The organism is Leclercia sp. LSNIH3 (assembly GCF_002935105.1).
In the GTDB taxonomy this organism is placed as follows: Bacteria; Pseudomonadota; Gammaproteobacteria; order Enterobacterales; family Enterobacteriaceae; genus Enterobacter; species Enterobacter adecarboxylatus.
Window position 1 is genome coordinate 174,498 of record NZ_CP026391.1, and the last position, 19,297, is coordinate 193,794.

Annotated in this window: 13 protein-coding genes; 5 read left to right on the forward strand and 8 right to left on the reverse strand. The window is 45.4% G+C overall.

What is annotated here, in order from left to right; genetic code table 11:
- Positions 1-26: 26 nt before the first annotated feature.
- The 8 genes from C3F35_RS25705 to mobI are packed head-to-tail and all read right to left on the reverse strand — an operon-like array spanning position 27 to position 10,037.
- The gene (locus C3F35_RS25705; RefSeq protein WP_015063009.1) at positions 27-755 is read right to left on the reverse strand and encodes a nuclease-related domain-containing protein; all 729 of its coding nucleotides are present in this window, start codon (positions 753-755) and stop codon (positions 27-29) included.
- A 1-nt stretch (position 756) separates the two neighbouring features.
- The gene (locus C3F35_RS25710; protein WP_040113315.1) at positions 757-1,938 is read right to left on the reverse strand and encodes a S49 family peptidase; all 1,182 of its coding nucleotides are present in this window, start codon (positions 1,936-1,938) and stop codon (positions 757-759) included.
- Positions 1,939-1,950: 12 nt separating this feature from the next.
- On the reverse strand, positions 1,951-2,613 hold the full coding sequence (locus tag C3F35_RS25715) for a DUF4400 domain-containing protein (protein ID WP_015063007.1): 663 nt from the start codon (positions 2,611-2,613) through the stop codon (positions 1,951-1,953).
- The gene (locus tag C3F35_RS25720; protein ID WP_015063006.1) at positions 2,600-3,703 is read right to left on the reverse strand and encodes a hypothetical protein; all 1,104 of its coding nucleotides are present in this window, start codon (positions 3,701-3,703) and stop codon (positions 2,600-2,602) included. The genes C3F35_RS25715 and C3F35_RS25720 overlap by 14 nt, the downstream gene beginning before the upstream one ends.
- Positions 3,703-5,787 (reverse strand): conjugative transfer system coupling protein TraD, encoded by a 2,085-nt coding sequence (gene traD, locus C3F35_RS25725; RefSeq protein ID WP_040113316.1) that lies wholly within the window; start codon positions 5,785-5,787, stop codon positions 3,703-3,705. The genes C3F35_RS25720 and traD overlap by 1 nt, the downstream gene beginning before the upstream one ends.
- Positions 5,787-8,822 (reverse strand): MobH family relaxase, encoded by a 3,036-nt coding sequence (gene mobH, locus C3F35_RS25730; RefSeq protein WP_015063004.1) that lies wholly within the window; start codon positions 8,820-8,822, stop codon positions 5,787-5,789. Before mobH ends, traD begins: the two co-directional genes overlap by 1 nt.
- Before the next feature lie 10 nt (positions 8,823-8,832).
- Positions 8,833-9,555 (reverse strand): hypothetical protein, encoded by a 723-nt coding sequence (locus tag C3F35_RS25735; RefSeq protein WP_015063003.1) that lies wholly within the window; start codon positions 9,553-9,555, stop codon positions 8,833-8,835.
- On the reverse strand, positions 9,552-10,037 hold the full coding sequence (gene mobI, locus C3F35_RS25740) for a conjugative transfer protein MobI(A/C) (protein WP_015063002.1): 486 nt from the start codon (positions 10,035-10,037) through the stop codon (positions 9,552-9,554). The genes C3F35_RS25735 and mobI overlap by 4 nt, the downstream gene beginning before the upstream one ends.
- Positions 10,038-10,793: 756 nt before the next feature.
- Between mobI and C3F35_RS25745 the strand changes: the two genes are divergently transcribed.
- The 5 genes from C3F35_RS25745 to C3F35_RS25765 all read left to right on the forward strand — a co-directional run bounded on the left by C3F35_RS25745 (position 10,794) and on the right by C3F35_RS25765 (position 19,174).
- Complete coding sequence (locus C3F35_RS25745; protein ID WP_103793387.1) at positions 10,794-11,591, forward strand: trhR; 798 nt, start codon at positions 10,794-10,796, stop codon at positions 11,589-11,591.
- A 5-nt stretch (positions 11,592-11,596) separates the two neighbouring features.
- Complete coding sequence (locus C3F35_RS25750) at positions 11,597-12,109, forward strand: hypothetical protein (RefSeq protein WP_015063000.1); 513 nt, start codon at positions 11,597-11,599, stop codon at positions 12,107-12,109.
- A gap of 615 nt (positions 12,110-12,724) precedes the next feature.
- Entirely contained in the window at positions 12,725-13,771 is a 1,047-nt protein-coding gene (locus C3F35_RS25755; RefSeq protein ID WP_040113317.1) for a thioredoxin family protein, read from the forward strand.
- Positions 13,761-15,176: an IncHI-type conjugal transfer protein TrhH gene (trhH, locus tag C3F35_RS25760; RefSeq protein WP_015062998.1), complete on the forward strand. Its 1,416-nt coding sequence runs from the start codon at positions 13,761-13,763 to the stop codon at positions 15,174-15,176. The genes C3F35_RS25755 and trhH overlap by 11 nt, the downstream gene beginning before the upstream one ends.
- A gap of 8 nt (positions 15,177-15,184) precedes the next feature.
- Entirely contained in the window at positions 15,185-19,174 is a 3,990-nt protein-coding gene (locus C3F35_RS25765; RefSeq protein WP_015062997.1) for a conjugal transfer protein TraG N-terminal domain-containing protein, read from the forward strand.
- The last annotated feature ends 123 nt before the right edge of the window (positions 19,175-19,297 follow it).

Here is a 19,297-nt window from a genome sequence, read left to right on the forward strand (position 1 = left end):
CCCGCATAAATTAGCAGGGCTTTTTTTTACTTTGTCGAACCGAATATTTTACCCGGTAGATTCCGAAGAAAGCGCAAAAGGTTATAGGTAATACGCTGCTCCAATCGCATAGTTGTTTTGTATCTGGTGGTAACGTTGTGGATATGGTCCAGATCAGTATAAAGGCCAGGAGGCTTTCTCTTTAACTTCAGCTCCCCACGGATATAACTTACTGCCTCAGGCTTGAATACAGTTAACTGGCGCCGCTCAGTGACTTTCCGAACAAAATCACCCATACCCATGCAAAGCCAGTCTGGCTTCTCACCTTCAAACTTGCAGGGCCCGTTAATGATGACAACATTGATACACTCCAGTTCGCTGGCGCGTAATGTAGACTGAATGGCCTTGATGTGACCGTAGTTTTGCCTGAACGGGTTTTGTAACTTTAGTGTCCCTGACGATTTCCATTTTCGCCAGTGGCTTTCATCCAGCTTCCCATAGAGCTTTCCAGCATAGTTCTTCTGCTCGATGACGTAGAGCCCATGAGAGGCGATAAGGACGTGATCAATCTGCGTGGTGCCAGTGGCACTAACCGGCAGAGTTAAATCGCTCAGAAGGCCTTCTGCATCATCAGGAAGGTACGCTTCAATTTGCTTGGCCGTCCTGCGTTCAGCAATGGCTGACGATACGAATCCCATCAAGCAATAAAGCACAATGAGTACCAGGGCAATAATACTTATTGCTATCACCCGCCACGCCATCAGGATCACGTCCATCTTATTTCACCGTCGGATAGCTGGTGGCCTGAACAGAATCAAGTAACCGGGAGGTTGTGCCCGCCAGCGTTTCGATGTTGGTTGACAGGCTCATTAACATACCGAGCGCGGAGCGAAGCGATCGTTGCGGCTCGTTGTACGTTTTGAATGTAGTGGTCGAATACATTTGAGACAGACGCGAACGGACCTCGACTGGTGTCAGGTCACCGTCGATGAGACCGTACTGGATTGCTTGCTGCGTTGTCCATACCCGGCCGGAATACAGAGCGACAGCATTTGCCTCCGGGCGGCTAATTAGTTTGTAACCCCGGCCTTGCTCAACGTCCGAAATAAATTTTTCATGCATGGAATCCAGGATTTGCTTCTGCATAAAATCCCGGGTGGCCTCGGAAAGCGGATGATAAGGGTCGAGTGCAGCTTTAAATTCCCCTGCTGTGAGCGGCTCATTTTTAACACCGACCGTATCCATGACGCGGGACAGGTTCCAGTGATCCATTCGTACGCCGATCGAGCCGGTCAGAGCGCTGCTATCTGCATAAATGGCGTCAGCAGGGGACACGGCGTAGTAGCACGCTGAAGCACAAATGCCTTTGACGCTAACGATAATAGGCTTATAGCTGGTTTCCATATCGGCAATGAAACGGCCACTCCCGGCGGAGAGGACCTCCAGGGTATTGCGTTTCGATTGTTCGGCATTGATATCGTCCTGCGAGCGTGAAGCACTGGTATCACCCGTATTACGGGTCTTGCTTGCGGATTCCGCATGTGAAATACGTTCAATCTTCTGCTGGTGGCTTCGAAGTGCATTAATCTGGCGATAAATAATAATCGCGTCTGAAGGTCCGCCACCACCTGACTCCGCCTCGATAATGACAGCTTTGGCATGCGGGTTGTTGTACGCTTTTGCCAGTGCTGCGGCTATCACAGAACCGTCACCGGCCTCTGACCCGGTGCCCATTTCTCCCGATATGCGCACGACGGCAATATGATCCATTCGTCCTTCTGATTCCTGATACTTATCGTAAATATTAAAGGCCGAAACCCCTGCTGCTGCTAATGCCAGAAGGGAAATAACCACTTTTGAGGTGGTATGGATTCGGAACATCTTATAAAAACGGTCAGCGTTCTCATCAAGCGATTCTTTGATATTGGCAGGTGACTTCTTATTTTTACGGTTAAACATCTGACCACCTTATTACATAAGTTTTTGAAAGTTAGACCACAAGCGGTTGAGTGCAATTCCCAATATCAGCAATGCGACAGGGGGGAACAGTTGAGCGATATTGTTAAAAAGAGACATATTAGGCATTGAGAGGTAAACAAAGGTTAATGCACCAATTATCCAGAAGGCTCTGAACCAGATCCTGTAAAACTGAACGGTTACATTACCGAAAACGTAACGTTTTAATTTCCATTGATACATGCCGTCAGCGAGCATAGCAATTAAGTAAGGTGAAAACACAATCAGCCAGCCGAGTATCAGATTCCAGCGGAAAATGGACTGATAAATGAGCAAGGGGAGATTCTTTGCCACAGTGTAGTTTACCGATGACATCTTCTCTGCAACGTAATTCAGCCCACGCGCAGGTTTCGTCGTTTCCGGGATCAGTATCGTATTCAGATATTCGATCAGCTTATAGTCATTAATCAGAGTCGACAAAGTAGCTTCACTATTTGCAATAACCGACAACCACCGGTCATTAGAAATGAGGCTACGACTGGCGTTCACCTCCTGAGTGATTTGTTGCTTTAGATCGTCAGTATTCTGGAAGCCCAGACTATAAATAAGATAAAGCATCATCCCTAAAAAAAGCAGTCCTCTGATGAATACTGCCCGTGCAGAATTATCCGCAGCCATTTGCGTCCCTCCACTCCCTGAATAAGTCTAATCGGTCGCCATGGTCACGGTAGTGGCTTCGCCAGATTGTTGGCACACCCAGCAACCAGTGGTATTGCTGCGGGATTATGTGGTTGATCAGGCTGAACTCAGCCAGTTCCTTATGCTCCGGACTTTTCCAATGAATTTGACCGGGTTCAGGAACATAGACACAGGCTTTTTCCTTTGCAGCCTGACGGCTAAACTCAACAAAATTAATCCCCCAGGGCGTCCAGTGTCGGTATCTCCCGGTGATCCCTGTATTAAATACCGGGAGCGTTAGCATGGTGTCTGCGTAGGTTGAGATGACCTTTTTGCACACACAAGGGCTATCAATTTGCTCCCGGTCGAGGTGTGTTAATAGTGCCCGGTCCATAATGTGGTTGAACATATTGGCATATAGCCCGGTCGGGTCGGGCAGGCGGTCAATCGCCGAGATTAGTTTAAATTTGATACGAGAGAGAAACGCCGAGTCTTCTATGGTAAGAATGTGACTTAATGTGGTTTCAGGGTGAATGAGTGGCTTATTGCGTTGTACTTGTTTAAACGTGACGCTGTCAGGCAGCGTAATAAACGCCGATGCAGCACTCGTAAAATTGACAAAATAGGGAAGTAAATAACTCCCCAGCATTTTTGAATTTTTATCAACAAGGCGGCGGCGCTCTTCAGAATTGTCGAATGTAATGCGAAAACCAATAAATTTTCGCTGTCCGTCTTCGCTCGTAAGAAGAGACTGAACCCATTCATCACAAGGTCCCTGAGCTACGGACCAGTAACTTGTTTCATGGTCACCGTATTCATTGCTGGTGGACAGTTCCCCTTGGAGCAGAAAAAGCTCGGAAAGGATAATAGCCAGCGCTGATAAAGACTCAGCATCGTTGTCATGGCAAAATTGCCCCACAGATTTCAAAGCACCTTTTTCAATCCCTGCCAGACGGTCACGAACATCCTGCGAATCGGCAAACTTCAGGCCTAATGACTGCATACGCCGTTTAACAAGCGAACGGCTTTTACTGACTTTCAGAGATGAACTGAAAATTTGATTTTGTGTCAGAGTAATTTGCTCGTCCATCAATGCAATTTCCTTAGATGTTTATTTAAATAGTCTAAACCCACATTCTGACGCAAAGTTACTTTTCCGGCGGGTTTCAGGAACATCTCCAATAATGTTGTATTGGGTCTCATCGAGTTTTCACTTACGGCAATCGGGATCTGCCCGACGACTTTACGACCATCCTGAAGTCTGGCCACAATATGAAATTTTGGAACCTGGCCTAAAAGCTCTTTCGGAATACTTTCTTCCAGCGTTGTTTGCTTTCTTTCTGATATCGAACCAGAGAAGTTATTATGCGGCAAAGTGGTTTCTGATCCTGTCGTATACGTGACCATATTTGTACTAATTGGACTTTTACCAAAGTTTTCTACAACCAGCGTTTGCGTTGGGGTGTCGTTTACCCGCAGGCTAATGTAATTGTTACACAGACCCGTAATACGATTTGCAGTCTCAATGTTTGCTGCTGCAATAAAATCGGAAATGGTTTGCGTGCAAATAAACAATGCAATTTGTGCGGCACGACCCTGAGCGAGTAAGTTTATCATTGAATTGTTGATTGCGGAGTGTGCTTCGTCGACGAAAATACTGATCCTTGAATGTGAGGACATATCACCATCATCAGAGTTATAGCGACTACCCGCGCAGGACGTCAGGTCTGACATTATCAACTGCGAAATAGCCCGGGCGGATTCCGGGTTGGAAAGACCATCGAGCGAGATATAGAGAACACCTCCGGTACTGAATATTCCATCTGAAGTGACTATTTCACGCGAAGTGAGTGAATTAGGTGACGGCGAAAGCAATTCATTCAGTGGTTGTTCGGTCAGACGACTGAACAGCGGCATAATACCCGCTGTCATTTTTGACATGTGCTCAGGATCAGACAAAGAATAATCTACTAACCGGCCGACGGTATCAATCCAATCAATGGGCTCGGCACCTTCATAATTCAAGAAGTGGGCAGAAAACCATTCAACAAGGCGCTTAAAGCGGACTTGTAGAGTATCATTCGAAGAATATTTCACCTTTTCCATCCATACATCGGGCCCGTAGTGCCGTGCATAACAGCATTCCAGAACTTTTACGGTGAGGTTCAGGATTGCCATGTGGCTTTTCATGTTTTTATGAATGAGATATATCGACGGTTTTTTATCCGTGTAAGACAGACCGGTGATCACAGTTGAAACGAGAGCCTCGGCATATTGTACGAATGGGTTAACTTCCCCGGGAACCGAAACCAGACTAAGAAGGCGTGAGGTGAGGTCCGAAACATTGGTATAAGCGTTGCAGACATCAATACACACTGAAGAAGAAGGCTGGGCAGGGTGAAACTTATAAAATGGCAACCCAAGTTCCGCCGCTTCATCCATAAGTGACTGCCGCCAATCTGCGTCGTTCTTTGGATCAATAACCACAATGACGTGGCCTAAATGCAGCATACTGATGCTCAATAACCGCTGAAGGACTGTTTTACCGGTACCGACGTTTCCGGTAATGAGGGTATGGCCGAACCAGTTATCTTCGGTAACAAAAATTGGCGCCCGTTTATCAACAGCAAAAATGGCGTTACTGCCACCCATGGATCTGGCCATCGCCTCAAAATGCCGCGCTATGGGGTTTAGGGCAAATGGCAGGGCTATCTCTCTTTTATCGCTTGAGAGATTGGCAATTTGATACGCGCGATCTGCATGCTCGGGACCCCATTCAAAGCCGTTACAGAAGTAGGTTTTTCTGTCCGGTACCTGACGGTTGGATTTTTTATACTCTTGTACCAGCTGGCGGTACTTTCGCTCGTTAGAGAAAAAGTTACTTTTGTTGATCGACCTGAGCGATTTAAGGCTAATAAACATAATCTGGCGCTGAAACACGCGCCAGTGCGCCATCAAATAAGGGTATGCCGTTTTACAGCGGTACAAACAAACCAAAAGCATGAAGGCAGCGGTATACAAAATGATGGGGGCAATATTCAACCCATCTGATCGAAACCCCATAAACAGCATTATTATGGCGCAAATTAAAAGTACTGAGGCACTTCTGTACTCCAATATCGGCCTGTAAAAGTTTTCCTGGGCGTGCAGGTTGGTCCTTTTTGATTTTGCCATTATAGATTCCCTACATCTTTAAGTGTGTTAATGATTAACTCAATATCGACCTTTGCCCGGTCGGATGCGGCTACCAGAGTTGGCATGTTGAATGCGAAACATTTTGTATTGACTATGGCGCCGGAGGTGACCTGGTATTGAGGAAGCTGGTTAAAAAGCTCAGGCGCATTTAACTGCGTCCCGTATTTTTCAACACATGACTGGGTCAGAAAAAAGGTGTTCTGGGTCAAAACCATGAATCGGTTTTTCCGCTTTCTTTTAAACGACCCAGATAACTTAGTCAGAATGTGGTGAAGCATTGTGGCAATTTCGACGTATTCAAGTTCTGTAACTTCACCGCCACTTAGCAGGGTAAAATCTTCCAGTGTCTCCTTTTCTTCTGCACCAGGTTGGTCAACGGCAATAGGAGCCTGAACTGTGGCAGAGTTGGATCGATTAAAGGCTTCTTTCACTGGAGTCGTGACCGGCGGATTTTCATGCTTCTTCTCTGCTTGAGTGTTTACCGCAAACAGACGAGCCAGGGCCGGAGATAGATGGTTCGCTTTCTCCCCGGCGGGTTCCGATTTTATAGGGTCCTGTGATGACACAGGACTTGTTAAAATTACTTCTTTCCCGGTTGTATTGGGAGCTGGTGGCTCTCTGGTATCCTCAGGATCATTCAATTTACCGGGCGCAACGACCTGGTCTGTTTCATCATGGAATTCGGCGACATCGCTATTTTTCGCCTCAGGCTGGGGGGGTTCAACCACAGAGTTGTCGGCGACTATAAAGTCAGAATATGCCTCACTATCGCTATCTAGGGTTTCTTCCAGCAGGTGGCCATATTGCTCATACTCAGAAGCAGTGACGGTCTCCGGTTCGGAGTGGGCGTTAATCTGTTCAGCTACCGAATTGGCCTCTACAGCCTGGGGGGTATTCAGTCGCGCCGGAGGGAGATCAAGCGGTGTTTGTGGGGGCGAAACCGCTTCGTTTAATGATGGACTTTCAGGGATATCCAACGGCTGGTACATTGACGTATCAAAAAGCGACTTCAGCGTAGAAGTGGTTCGGGGTTCCGAGGTACTCACCTGAATACCAGCACAGTTATCCCCCAGTTGTATCAGGCGTAGATTGTTTACGTCACGGACTATCCACATACCATCCAGTGATCCATCACGGTACGTCAGCTGGAAAAAGGGCCCATCACAAAATGCCGCCTCATCAATACCAGGGATTAACGCAATAGCAGCATCGAGATTAAGGTAAGGTACGGAATCAATATTAATGACTGCGTTGTGGGGCAGTGGGGCGCTCAGAAGCATTTCATGCAGCTGCTCGACCAGACGCATCTGACTCTGCTCTTCATGTTCCTCTACCCGTTCCTTTTCATCCAAGCCGCCTGTTCCGGCTGTATCTGTTGGCGTAGTAACCTGCGGATCAATAATATCGGTTGCTTTATCCGTGCCAGCCGCCTCCACACTTTCTGTGATGGCTTCAGTATTTTCACTGCTTTTACCGTTGACACTGTCGGCATCAGGGCCGTTCACGAGTTTGAGTCCGTATTGTGGAGTATCTTCAATGGCGTCGCTTACGGTGTCCGTTACTCTGGTAACAGACTCACGACCCGGGACCGGCCTTCTGTATTCTGTTACAGTTTTCTGTTCATCAATATAGATGAAATCTTTATTTGCATTAACGCTGAAGAGGCCCGGAACAGAATCCGGGATTTTATATGAGTCAAAAATTAACCCGATCCAGCGAAGTTTCAGGAGATTATAAAATTCCAGCTTACCGATACCGTTTCGGAAGATGCTGGCTATTTCATTTTCCGAGTATGTCCCGGGAATAAAATAATGAACCACACGCTCATCATCGTAAGGCTCAACATAACCCCGTTGAACCAGCGACTCTACTAGTACAGTTTTACCTGCATCCCCCTGTGGGAAGTTGAACTTGTGGGCCGCAAAATCACTAAGTACAAAGTCGAGGAAGGCGTTTTCATTGAGGTAAACTTCACCGTTTACAATAATGATGTGCATGGGTTTGGATTTATAGTTATTAATATTAATACTGGTGAAGTTATGCTTAATGGTACCTATTGCTCTTGCCGCAGCATCATTCGACCGCAGACCCATTATCGGGTCCCTCAATACATTAAGGTCAGTTCCCGTTGAATAATAATCTGAGGTTCTTACACATTTGGACAGAAAGTCATTGCCATCGTTATAGACATTCAGTGCCGTAACCATTTTTGCATAGACGCGCTCCTTTTTGACACGGTCGAGGAATGACATACAGACCGGATCTAATATTCTCTCAAGGAAAACGCTTGACCATATATTATGTTGGTTATGAATGCGTTTTCGCCAATGTATTTCATATTCGACAACATTGTTTTCACGTGCCCAGTCAAGCAGGCTTTGCGAGCTTGGCGCCCATGTTAAAGTTTCATTCAGATTCAGACTTACTATATCGAGGTCATATACCTTTCCGGCATCATGCACAAGGCCACAGATAAAAGCGGCATAGAGATATACTTTTCGGCGAATGACTTCTTCATCCTGATACCCAATTGGGCGCAATTCAGAATGATTGGCATTTTTTAAAGAAATCATTGCAACTTCCAGGCTATGTGACAACAATCCGCCAATACCATTATGGTGGTGGTTTTCTGAAGCAGGAAGTAAATGAATCCAACGGATGTATTCAATCAATGGTTTTAAAACCAGATTGGTGAAGGTAAAGGCATCCTCACGGATGTCTCCATCACTTATTGCCAGCATCATAGAGATTGAGTGCAGTTTATCTCTGTAAAGAGAAAGAATAGACTGCTCATTAAACGTTTGTATCCCAGCTGGCCGAGTTGGGTACTCAATGAATTTCAGGACTTCAAGATTCGGGTGATCCGGTACAGTGTATTTCTGATCCCCTATAATCTGAGCAAATGGTGAAAGACTCGAAACATCCTTCATCATTAACTCAGCCACATCATTCTCCCTACTGGAGAAGATGCCTAAAACTCTTTGTATACTTAGGAATAGCGCCCTGAAATTCATCAAATAATCCTTATTGGCGTTTACCAGATAGTTCCGCAGCAATATATGCCTGCACGCTTTTGTACTGTTTTACCTTTTCGATAAACTCATCAGGACTGTAAGAACCTTTTACACGGCGCGACACGTTAAGTGTTTTTTTGACCCGTTCGATATACATGTTGAGACTTCGGATAATATTGTGCGCCATTACGTTGTAATCGCTAACCGGCAGCTGACCCAGAGAGTTGAATTTATACATCTGGGTCAGAAGGTTGTTCATTTCAAAGATGTGCTTATAAAATCGCATCGTGTTCTGGTTGTTGAAGTTTAACTGGACAGATTCAAATCTGAACGGAGAAAACTCAGTTGATGAGAAGAATGGATCACTTTCATCAACCTTAATAGTGGCGATGTGGGCCTCCAGATTCTGCTTCATCAAATTGTTTTCGTCGTGCAATTCATTAAACCAGTCCTGAATTGCCTGCACCAATTCAGGGTGTTTTACCGCATTAACCGTCCTGAATAATGATGAAATAGCAATGCTAACATCATTAAAGCCTCTTATTACGGAACGATTCCGTGCCGTAAGAAATCGGTTAAAGTCTGGCGTGCCTGGAGTAATAGTTACTGTTGCCATGCCGTAATGTTCATTTTTACTTTGCGTGGCTCTTCGGCTATCTTCAGGAGTCTGAGAGGAGCGGGCATTTACATCAGGTGTCTTCTGCTTGCTTTCATTAATTGTTACGTCGGTCATTGTGCCACCTCTGATTTTGAGTATTTACGGATTTTGCGTCCCAGTTCGATATACGCAGTATGATAGAACTCAAGTAATTCTCTGTAGGGTTCTAGTACTCCCTCCGTTTTTTCGATCATTTCATATTCCCAGAAGGCATGATTAACAAAGCAGCTTTTCGAATATTTTCCGCTTTTCATCGCAGAAATCCGTTTCGACATATGACTGGGAGACCTGGTTTTAAACGGGCTGAACTTATGCCAGGTGATTGTAACTTTTTTGGCATTACCGATTAATTCAATTTTCGGCGCATACGAACCCAGATACTCACGCTTTAGCGTATTGTTAGGCCGGGGTAAATTAATCTCCAGATGATTCCGTTCTTTCCACTCGATCCAGTAATTTGTGCAAAGGTCTTCAGCTGCCTCCCGCAGAACCTCGATTTGTGAACGCATCAAACTGCGTGATAATTCTAGTGACTTTATTAGTTTCGAATTAGACATGTGACCTCCTGATGTGAAATCACTATACCGAAGTGGTTTTTATTTTTTTTTCACAAACAGGACTTTTTTCCGTGATTTTTATCGAGAATTTTGAGGTGGGGCTTCGGAGGCGTGAGGAATACAGATAGTGCGCAGCTCCAGATGAACACGGGAACGGCTGAGATGGGCGCATTTAAGCGCGGCAGAAAAGTAACTTTTTCTGCCATGGGTATTTTGAGACCGTGATCTGAAAAGTGCTGTTTTACTTACTAAGTTATACATATATCTAGTGCCACTTTTTAAACAAAAGTGACCCTATGTTTTTTGCGCATAGTGCCACTTTTAAAAAAAGTGACCCTATGTCTTGGCTACATAGGGTCACTTTTCACAAAGAAGTGACCCTATGTCGAGGCTTCATAGGACCACTTTTCGGCAAGAAGTGACCCTATGTAGTAGTCATGTTAATCAATCGGAAAAATATTCATCCTGAATCGCTTTTTTCGCTAATGTTATTGCCGCTTAATGCCGATAACGATTCGGGCTTTGCTATTTTTTTAAGCGATTAAAATTTCGTTAGCAAGCGCAGGGTTTTTTGATAAAATTCTGGTTAGTTTGGTCAAAAAGTGTTACAAGTAAGGCCAATGGATGAATGGTTAGTTTTAAGACTCAAATAGGCAGTATTAAAATTCCAAAAGTTACTTTTCATCATTCAAAAACCAAACTTTAATTTCATGTAGAAGATTAGTACAATTGTATTGACGCAAGGACAATCCGCACATGTCAGAATCAGATAACATAACGCGTAACCTACTCGGTAAACTATTACGTACCGAGATTTCGATTATTCGTAGTTACCGTGCATTCCTAATGTTATTGCCTATTCACGGATATTCTATGTATCAAACAGGGTCTCCACTCCTGCAACGCCGTCTATTTGGAACCGGGTTTGGGGCAATGGCTGATAATGCATTCGAAGTTGAAACACGTCCCGGAAGTTTCCTCGTTCCACGTTCTTTAGGTAAAGAGATCTCGTGGGATAAATTTTTTATGGCCGTTGTTGATGGTGACACTAACGTTATCCGTGAATATGACAGTGACGATACTGACTTCGGCATTTACAATGCAGGGGAAAAAGTTACTTTGTTGAATGGGCAGGAAGATTGTTATAATCCGAGCAAAATTCAGCAGTTACGCTCCAAGTGTGTAGACATACAAAATGATTATTTTATGCAGATCTTCTTTATGTCAATGCTTGCACCTGAGTTTGTCAGTATATTTTTTGGATTAAAGCCTGCTACCGTAGATGCAATAAAAGATGTTGGTGTGTCATCACTCAAAGCAATTAACGATGTCGTTCTATTCCCACGAATAATTGCCTTTACACCGGGGTTGGGGGATGATAGTGCAACATTAAAATCTAAGGTGTTTGCCTGGGCATACGAATTATCTGCCGACATTCGTTTGGGTAAAGTTAGTGACGACTTAATGGAACTATTGCGTTACGACACTATGTTTACATGCCACCGTCAGGATGTGTTCAACTCTTTGGCAAATAAAGTGCTCTTGAAGGATTAATAAAAATGGCTAAAGTCGATCAAACTAAAGCTAACATGTTGTTGAGCGCTACAAAAACGATGTCACTTGGTGCGAATAAAAACTCAATAAGAATTCTTTATGGAAGCCATGTTGCAGAAAATATTGATTTCAGATCGGAACCTCAACAAAACGTTAAAAAAGGTATTCGAGGGTGGAGTCGTCGTTCGGATAACCGCAGAGCATTTTCTGCGGTTATTGATGTCGCGGTAAATTACTTCGGTTTTGATCCTATTCATCCGGAATCCAGCTTCCGCAATATTGACTTCAACCGAATCATGAGCGTGCTGCATAACCTTGGGTATTTCGTCTGCGCCCCTGAGGTCAATAAAATCATTGAGATCCTCACGTCAATGAAAGAAATAGAGGAACTCGAAACTTGTGCGAAATGCAAGCGGCCTTACATTGTCCCGTATACCAATGATACTCATTGCCCTCGGTGCAGATTGTCGTCAACGGTCTCTGCAATAGCGAGATATTCTCAGGAGGAGTTAGATTAGCTATTACTTTATGTGAGTGGTTTTAAGCTGAGACCAAAAATCTAAAGACTGCGTCGTCTTTATCTATTAAATCTTTGGCTTGCATACCGTTACACATGGTTCCTCATGTTGCTGTTTATTTTCAGACGGCTTCCGTTCTGACGTATCTAAAACATACTGTGTTAAATATTACTACCATCCGTATTTTTTTGTCTGCTCTATCCTTCCAACGTTCATTTTCTGTAAGTATAACTAACATGAATTGCCATTCTTTGATTCATTACGGTCTTTGAAAAGTCCAGATTTTATGATGCGCCTGCCAATTTCGTTTCTTATAGGTATTCAATTAAGTATAAATTCCCTTATGCGTTAACCAGCAAAGTACGGGGATCGTTCATAATCTGGATAGTGTTGTCTGAATGACAACGCGAATTTGCATTACTGTACCGTCATATAATTAATCCATTTCTCTCTTACAGACCATGTCTTTACCGGGACACTGTGTTGAACTGTCGTTTTTGGGGCTTTGTCGGCGTCACATTTCTGGTTTTTTAACGCATGAAATCTACTCCGTTATCGAACTCCCGGTGATTTTTTTTATGCCATCATACCTCTATTCCATGAGGAGATCGGTGAATGACTCGATTAACGTTACTGCCTTCAAAGATGTTAGTGTTGATGTCTTTGTTTATAACTGGCGTCCATGCAAATGAAGACCAGACCCTTATCAAAGACACCCCATTTGTGTCAGGACAAGCCTTTAAGAAAGGTTTTTTCTGGTATGACGACCCAGCCCGGAAAACTGAGGAAGAAATTAATGAGACTACGCCTCCTGTTGCATCTTCGTCCCAGCCAGTACAAGAAGAAAAGATTGATCTTAATTCAAAGTGGCTAAAGGACAATATGCCCCGGCTTTTGACTCAGGCAATGGATAATCCGACCCCTGAAAACTTATCGAGGTTTTATACAGCGCAACGTTTAATGTTGGATATCGGTACGCGATTTTCGGATAAGTCGAAAGATTATTTTCTTAAAAATCCAATGATGTCTGAAAAACGAAGACAGCCGGTTGAGAAGGTTGCCTTGGATGCACATCGTACGGTTGTGGAAAAAAACCAGCAGACGGTAATGAAAGATATTTTCACAAGATCCGGGCTCTTTTTCTTTTTCCAGAGTACCTGTGAGTTCTGCCACGAAGAAAGTCAAATCCTCCAGTTTATGCAGAATTACTATTCGGTCGACATTCTCCCTGTCAGCATGGATGGCAGACCATTACAAAATGGGTTGTTCCAGGATTTCTCTGTCCCTAATGCGCAGATTATTGATCAATTCAAAATCCGCGAAGTGCCAACTATTTTCCTTGTGTCGAAAGACGGGTCATCAGCGCAACGAATTAGCGAAGGTATGATCACTGCTGAGGCGCTCAAGAATACTATTATTCTGGCTGCAAAGGGCATGAACCTGATTGATGATGCCTCATTCCAATCCACGTTAGATATTAAGCGCCAATATACCATTGGTGAGGATGGCGTAATTACAGTGAATAAATCAGAAATGGAATCTGACCCGTTCTTATTGCAACGAATAATGGACCAGAAGTTGGAAGGGTACGATATGCCTACAGCGGACCCTGTGAACTACTTGAATGTTGGTGGCAGTTTAGGAGGCCCATATGCGCGCTAACCTCCATGTTTGTGCAAAAAAGTTACTTTTGTCGTTAGCCGTTTGCACGGCGATGATTGCACCAAATGCCGGTGCCGATAACGCCATGCGTAATATTTTTAATGGAATGATGACGACAACCAGCCCGGCCAGTTTTGAAACGGCCACCCGTACCGGTGTGGTTGGCGGCTCTTTTTCCTACCGCACAACAAACGTGAATACCAATTTAGTTTCAATGTCTTTCCCCAAAGCTTCCGTCGGCTGTAACGGCATCGATGTTTTCCTCGGTTCATTCAGTATGATTAACGGAGATCAGTTGGTGCAGGTTGCTCGCGGTATCGCGCAGGGGGCCGCGATTTATGCATTTAATGTCGCGGTATCGGCAATCTGTGCTGACTGTGCTGCGACTATTAATGATATCCAGAACAAATTGCAGGCGTTGAACAAATTTGCCAAAGATTCCTGCAACGCTACTTACTCGTTTCTTTCTGAAAATGTTGGACCACCCAGCCAGTATGCGAATGCGGTCAGTTCCGGCCCAGCTTCAATGCTTGGTACTCTTAATGGATTGTTGCCTGATTTCGGTTCATCAATGACCAAGTCGCCAGAAACTGTGACCTCCCAGGTAAAAGCAAAAGACCCTGAAGAGTTTGCTGAAAAATTCAGTGGAAACCTTTTCTATATGTCATTTATGGACATCGATAAAGGTTCTATGAATATCGGTGGCGTGACTGAATTATCTGGCTACAAACTCGCAGAGCAGCTGATGTCGCTTGTCGGCACTGTGATTATCAACTGGGATGCTAAAGGTGAAAAAGCGGGGATGGAAGTTCGTCCATCGACGATGACGGTATCGGATTTCATCATGGGTCCTCCGGCTGGTGGCTCCATAAAAATGCTCAAATGTTCGCCTGTACCCGATCCTGCTTCAGCGAGAAAGTCGCAATGCCTGGTTATGTCTGAAGTGATGGATGGTGGTTTCAAAGGACTGAAGGATACGATTTCAGACCTCCTAATTCAGGTTCAAACAAAGGCAATCAGCGATGTCAGGATCTCTGATGATGAATTACGCATTATTTCTTATATCGGCATCCCAACAATTCTTGATTCTCTTCAGACTTTTGATGTCCCTGAAGGCTATGCCTATATCCAGGATATCAGTGCAATAGCGGCCACCAGCCTTGTCATTAACATGCTTCGGCAAGTTGAAGCAAAGATCAGCGCTATGAATATCCCCAGTGAATCACTTTCCGGACGGCGGCAGGACCTGACTCGGTTATCTGAAAACCTTAGCAATCAGGTAAAAGCAGCTTACGAGCTCACCCGTAGCCAGGTAGGTAACAGCTCTGATGTCATTTCAGCATGGGATGATCGCCGATTAAAGAGGAAGGCGTTCATGGAAAGTCTTCGTGGCACAGGTAACTGAGGTCTGATATGGATTACAACATCTATACAGTAGGTGATATCGAGTTCGTGTGGTCCGCCCTTAACGGGATTGCCCTGATTTTCTCACAATATACCGGTGTAAAAGCATTTCTCACCACGGCAGCGGTGCTGGCTGGAGCCAGCCTGTTTTATAAAACATGGCTTTGGCTGTTGAACCCGACAAAAGCAGAGGTGCCGATATTTTCATGGATTCTTGGGCTGATTCTTTTTTCGATGGCAATAGTACGCGTGGATGTGACTATTGAATCGGTTAAGTCTGGTGAAGTGAGAAATGTCGATGGTATTCCTGTTTTTATCGCGGCGATGGGAACTGTAACCACTAACCTTAGCCAGGGCCTACTCAAAGACTATAAAACGGCGTTTGATCCGCTGGCGCCGATCGACTTTGCCGCAACCACGCTTGATGATGACATTACTCTTGGCCCGATGATTCGCTTCGTTAAATTCTTACAATGGGGCGGGGACAGCCAGGGGTATTGTTCAGCGTTCCCCGAACCAGTTAGCGGATTAGGTGCGATGAACGTGTGTGCGACAGTGCAATCACTGGCCTATAACTGCCTCAAGGGAACACAAAACTCAAGCGCGAAAATCGCTGGGAAAGAAACCATTTTTAACGATATTTTCTCTTCAAATGTCGCGGAAAGCATGGAACGCATTAATCAGGCGATGAAAGGTTCGCTGAAGAACGCATCTGCTAACATCGTGGGTGTGAATAGTTCAAAGTCAGCGACTTGTGAAGAGGTCTGGTCGACCGTTAAACAGGTAACGAGCACCCCGGAGGCTCGACAGACGATTGCTTTGATTGGGCAAACAAACGGTATTCTTACCCCAGAAGAGGCGGGCGGTGCCGCATCCGGATCGAGCTTCACGGATGTAATGGCGTCGGCGAACGGCATGTATGGCAAGGCGATTGGCGCTTATGACGCGACGCTTTCTTTGTTCATCATGAATGAGCTACGTAATGGTGCCAGTAAATACAAAACCCCACTTGGTCTGGCCTCGGATATGCAACTGTTTGAGGCATCATTAAAACGTACGAATACCATGGCATCTCAGGGGCAGCTCTGGCTGCAATTATCTGGTGCGGCAATTGCGTTTCTTGAAATGTTTGCGTACATGGTTGCTCCGTTTGCATTGCTCATGCTGCTTGCACTCGGCGGAAACGGTGTTGCCGCAGCGGCAAAATATCTTCAGTTGATTCTCTTCGTTAATATGTGGCCGATTACTGCGGTGATGGTCAATGCCTACGTGAAGAAGGTGGCAACAGCGGATCTTGATACATGGAGCACACTGAATAGTCAGAGTAACGCGGTGACTTGGATGGGCTTACCAGGGCTTGCCGAAACATATAGTTCTTACTTATCAGTTGCATCAGCGCTCTATGCTCTTATCCCAGTCCTGACGCTGTTCCTGATGACGCAATCCATTCATCCAATGATGAATGCGATGAAAGGAGTTACGCCACCCGCACCTGTGGACTCCAGCCACCTCACGCCGAAAGTGTGGGATGCGCCAAATAGCGGAAAATCATCATTTGGGGATGTTAATCGTACAGCACTGACAAGCACCGGGCAGGGGTTCAGCGGTGGCGGGGCCATGGACTCCAGTAACTTCCGACTCGGTACGTGGAATGCAGGTTCAAGTATCGCGTCAAGCCAGGGACAAGGGGCGGCAATGACCTCATCAGTCATGAGTGCAGCAAGTAATTCATTCCAGCAGGCCTACAATCAGATGAGTGAAGTTGGTCGTTCGGGGCAATCGGGCCAGCAATTTTCCTCGAATCTGCAAAACTTGAAATCATATACAGACCAGGCCGGTGCAAACGTCGCTAATAGCGTAGGGGCGAAGCACGGAATTAATTCGCAGCAATTAGCTGGTGTGGTGTCAAACCTTCTCCTCAATGGAAGTTTGGGACTTGGTGGCGAGGAAAAACTTGGAAAAGGGGGGGCTGGGGGCATAGGTCAGAAAGTGATGGATTCACTAGGTCTGAAAGCATCGGGTACCGTTGGTTCAGGGATCTCAAAATCGAATTCAGGCAGTGATAGCCTCTTAACTGATTTGAATAAAGCTATTACGACTCAATTGTCAGAAAACTCAGGACTTTCTGAACAAATGAGTAAAGCGGCTTCTCAGGTAAACAGTGATCAGTTTGCACAGACCAATGCATTCAAAGAAGCTGCATCAAAAATGAACCAGGCAACACAGACAATGGCCGAAAATCTGTCGACGTCACTTTCAACGAACGCCAGCGCTAATACCGGCATGACACTCGACTCAAGACAGTCTGTCAACCTAGACAGATTCTCCGATTCTATTCGTAATAAAAACTTCAGCGATGATGATGTGCGTAATTTTGCACGGAAAAATGGTCTTGATGAGAATGCGTTTATGGATAAATTCAATTCTTACAATGACACATTTAAGGCCAGCACTCAGTTGGGATCACAACTCCAGCGAACTGATGCGCTGGTGGCAACGACACGCGACTTTAGTGAGCAAAAAATTGCGATTGATACTGCCAGGGGTGAAACGGCTGAGAGCAATAAGCAGGATCTGCGTGAGACCTCCAGCCTGCTTAAAGGGCTGGTTGCTGACTTCGGCGGTAACGCTCAACAGATGCTGCCAATTACCAATCAACTTGACCGAATCACTGGTGATGCATCGGGTATTAATACCATTGCACAGGCGCAGGAGCGCACACCAGACCATGTAGATACCTCCGGCGTAATGAGTGCCGATCGTGTTGCTGACGTAGGGCAAGGTCTGGATGCTCAGGCGAAAGCTGGATTGGCACAGAACCAGCAGAATGCTAATCAACATATTGGCGGACAAACCGAATCAGGTGTTACGCCGTACAATGTGGGCTCGGTCAGTAAAGAAGATATTCAGGGCATTCATAAAGGTAATGTAGCTAACTCCTATAGCGAAGAAAACCAAAGTGTTCTCTCGTCGTTGGATAAGAATACCCCTGTAGTGACTAATGAGACCGTGGGAAGAATTCAGGGGGCTGGGCAGGACGTTAAGAACGCCAACCAAACTTTCGACCAGCTTCAAACTGGTATAGGCGGCAAGCATGCTACTTCAGGCATGGGTAATACCAGCGAAAAACTGAATTCTATGTACGGAGATAGCCAGATACGCGGGATATCAAACAACCTCCCGAATTATTTTGACAGGGTTGCAAATGACCCAACCAAAAAGCCGGATGACAAACGGGCGGAGCTGGCCGCACAAGCCGTGTTTACCTATGGGGCCAGTACAATGGCAACCGGCGCTGAGAAAGAACAACTGAAAGCGGATACTCAAAGCCTCCTCACCGAGCTGGGTCACTACAACGTTAGCTGGGGGATGAATGATCTCCAGAGTATCCATGAAGGTTTCAACATGCACAACAAGGCTTCAGGCTCTCTTGATTCAGCAATAAGGGCGAATCTTGGTGAAGGCGGCTCTGGCGGCGGGATCGTTGGCCAACGAACCCAAACCACGATTGATACCCTTGCTGGTAATAAAATTGAGTCCAATACAGAACGTAGTGTGATTGGCAGTACGCTTTTATCGGGCCAGGAGAGTGTTGCCAGAGGGCTTGACGTTATCGGAGCAAAACCCGTAAACGACATGCTCTCAGGTATTGGGGTCCTGACTACGCCCGCATCTTTGGCAAACGATGCAACGAATCCGGTAAATATGCCGAGTTCGTTATTGGGCAAGGTTGGCAACCACCTGCAAATGTCAGATGGTCTGAGCGCGGTGACCAGCCGTTATAAGGATATGGGAAGTGATGGGATCAAGACGTATGAGAGTGCATCACAAAACTCAGAGCGTGCGATTCGTCAGCAACTGACCGATGATCCACGCTTCGGGTCGGATAAAGCAGATGCGTTCGTTAACTTTATGAAGTCAGACCTTAACAATACAAACGAACCGTATCAGTCGAGAATAGAGAGAGCTGAAAACTGGCTGAATGATAATAAGAAGTAGGAGTGAATACTGACTGATAAAAGCCGTGCTCTTTTTGGGCACGGCTTTTTTATGCCTGCATCCGGGGAAAATAACTATTCACGGCAGTGCTATTCAAGGTAAACCACGAATCTGAGAAAAGTA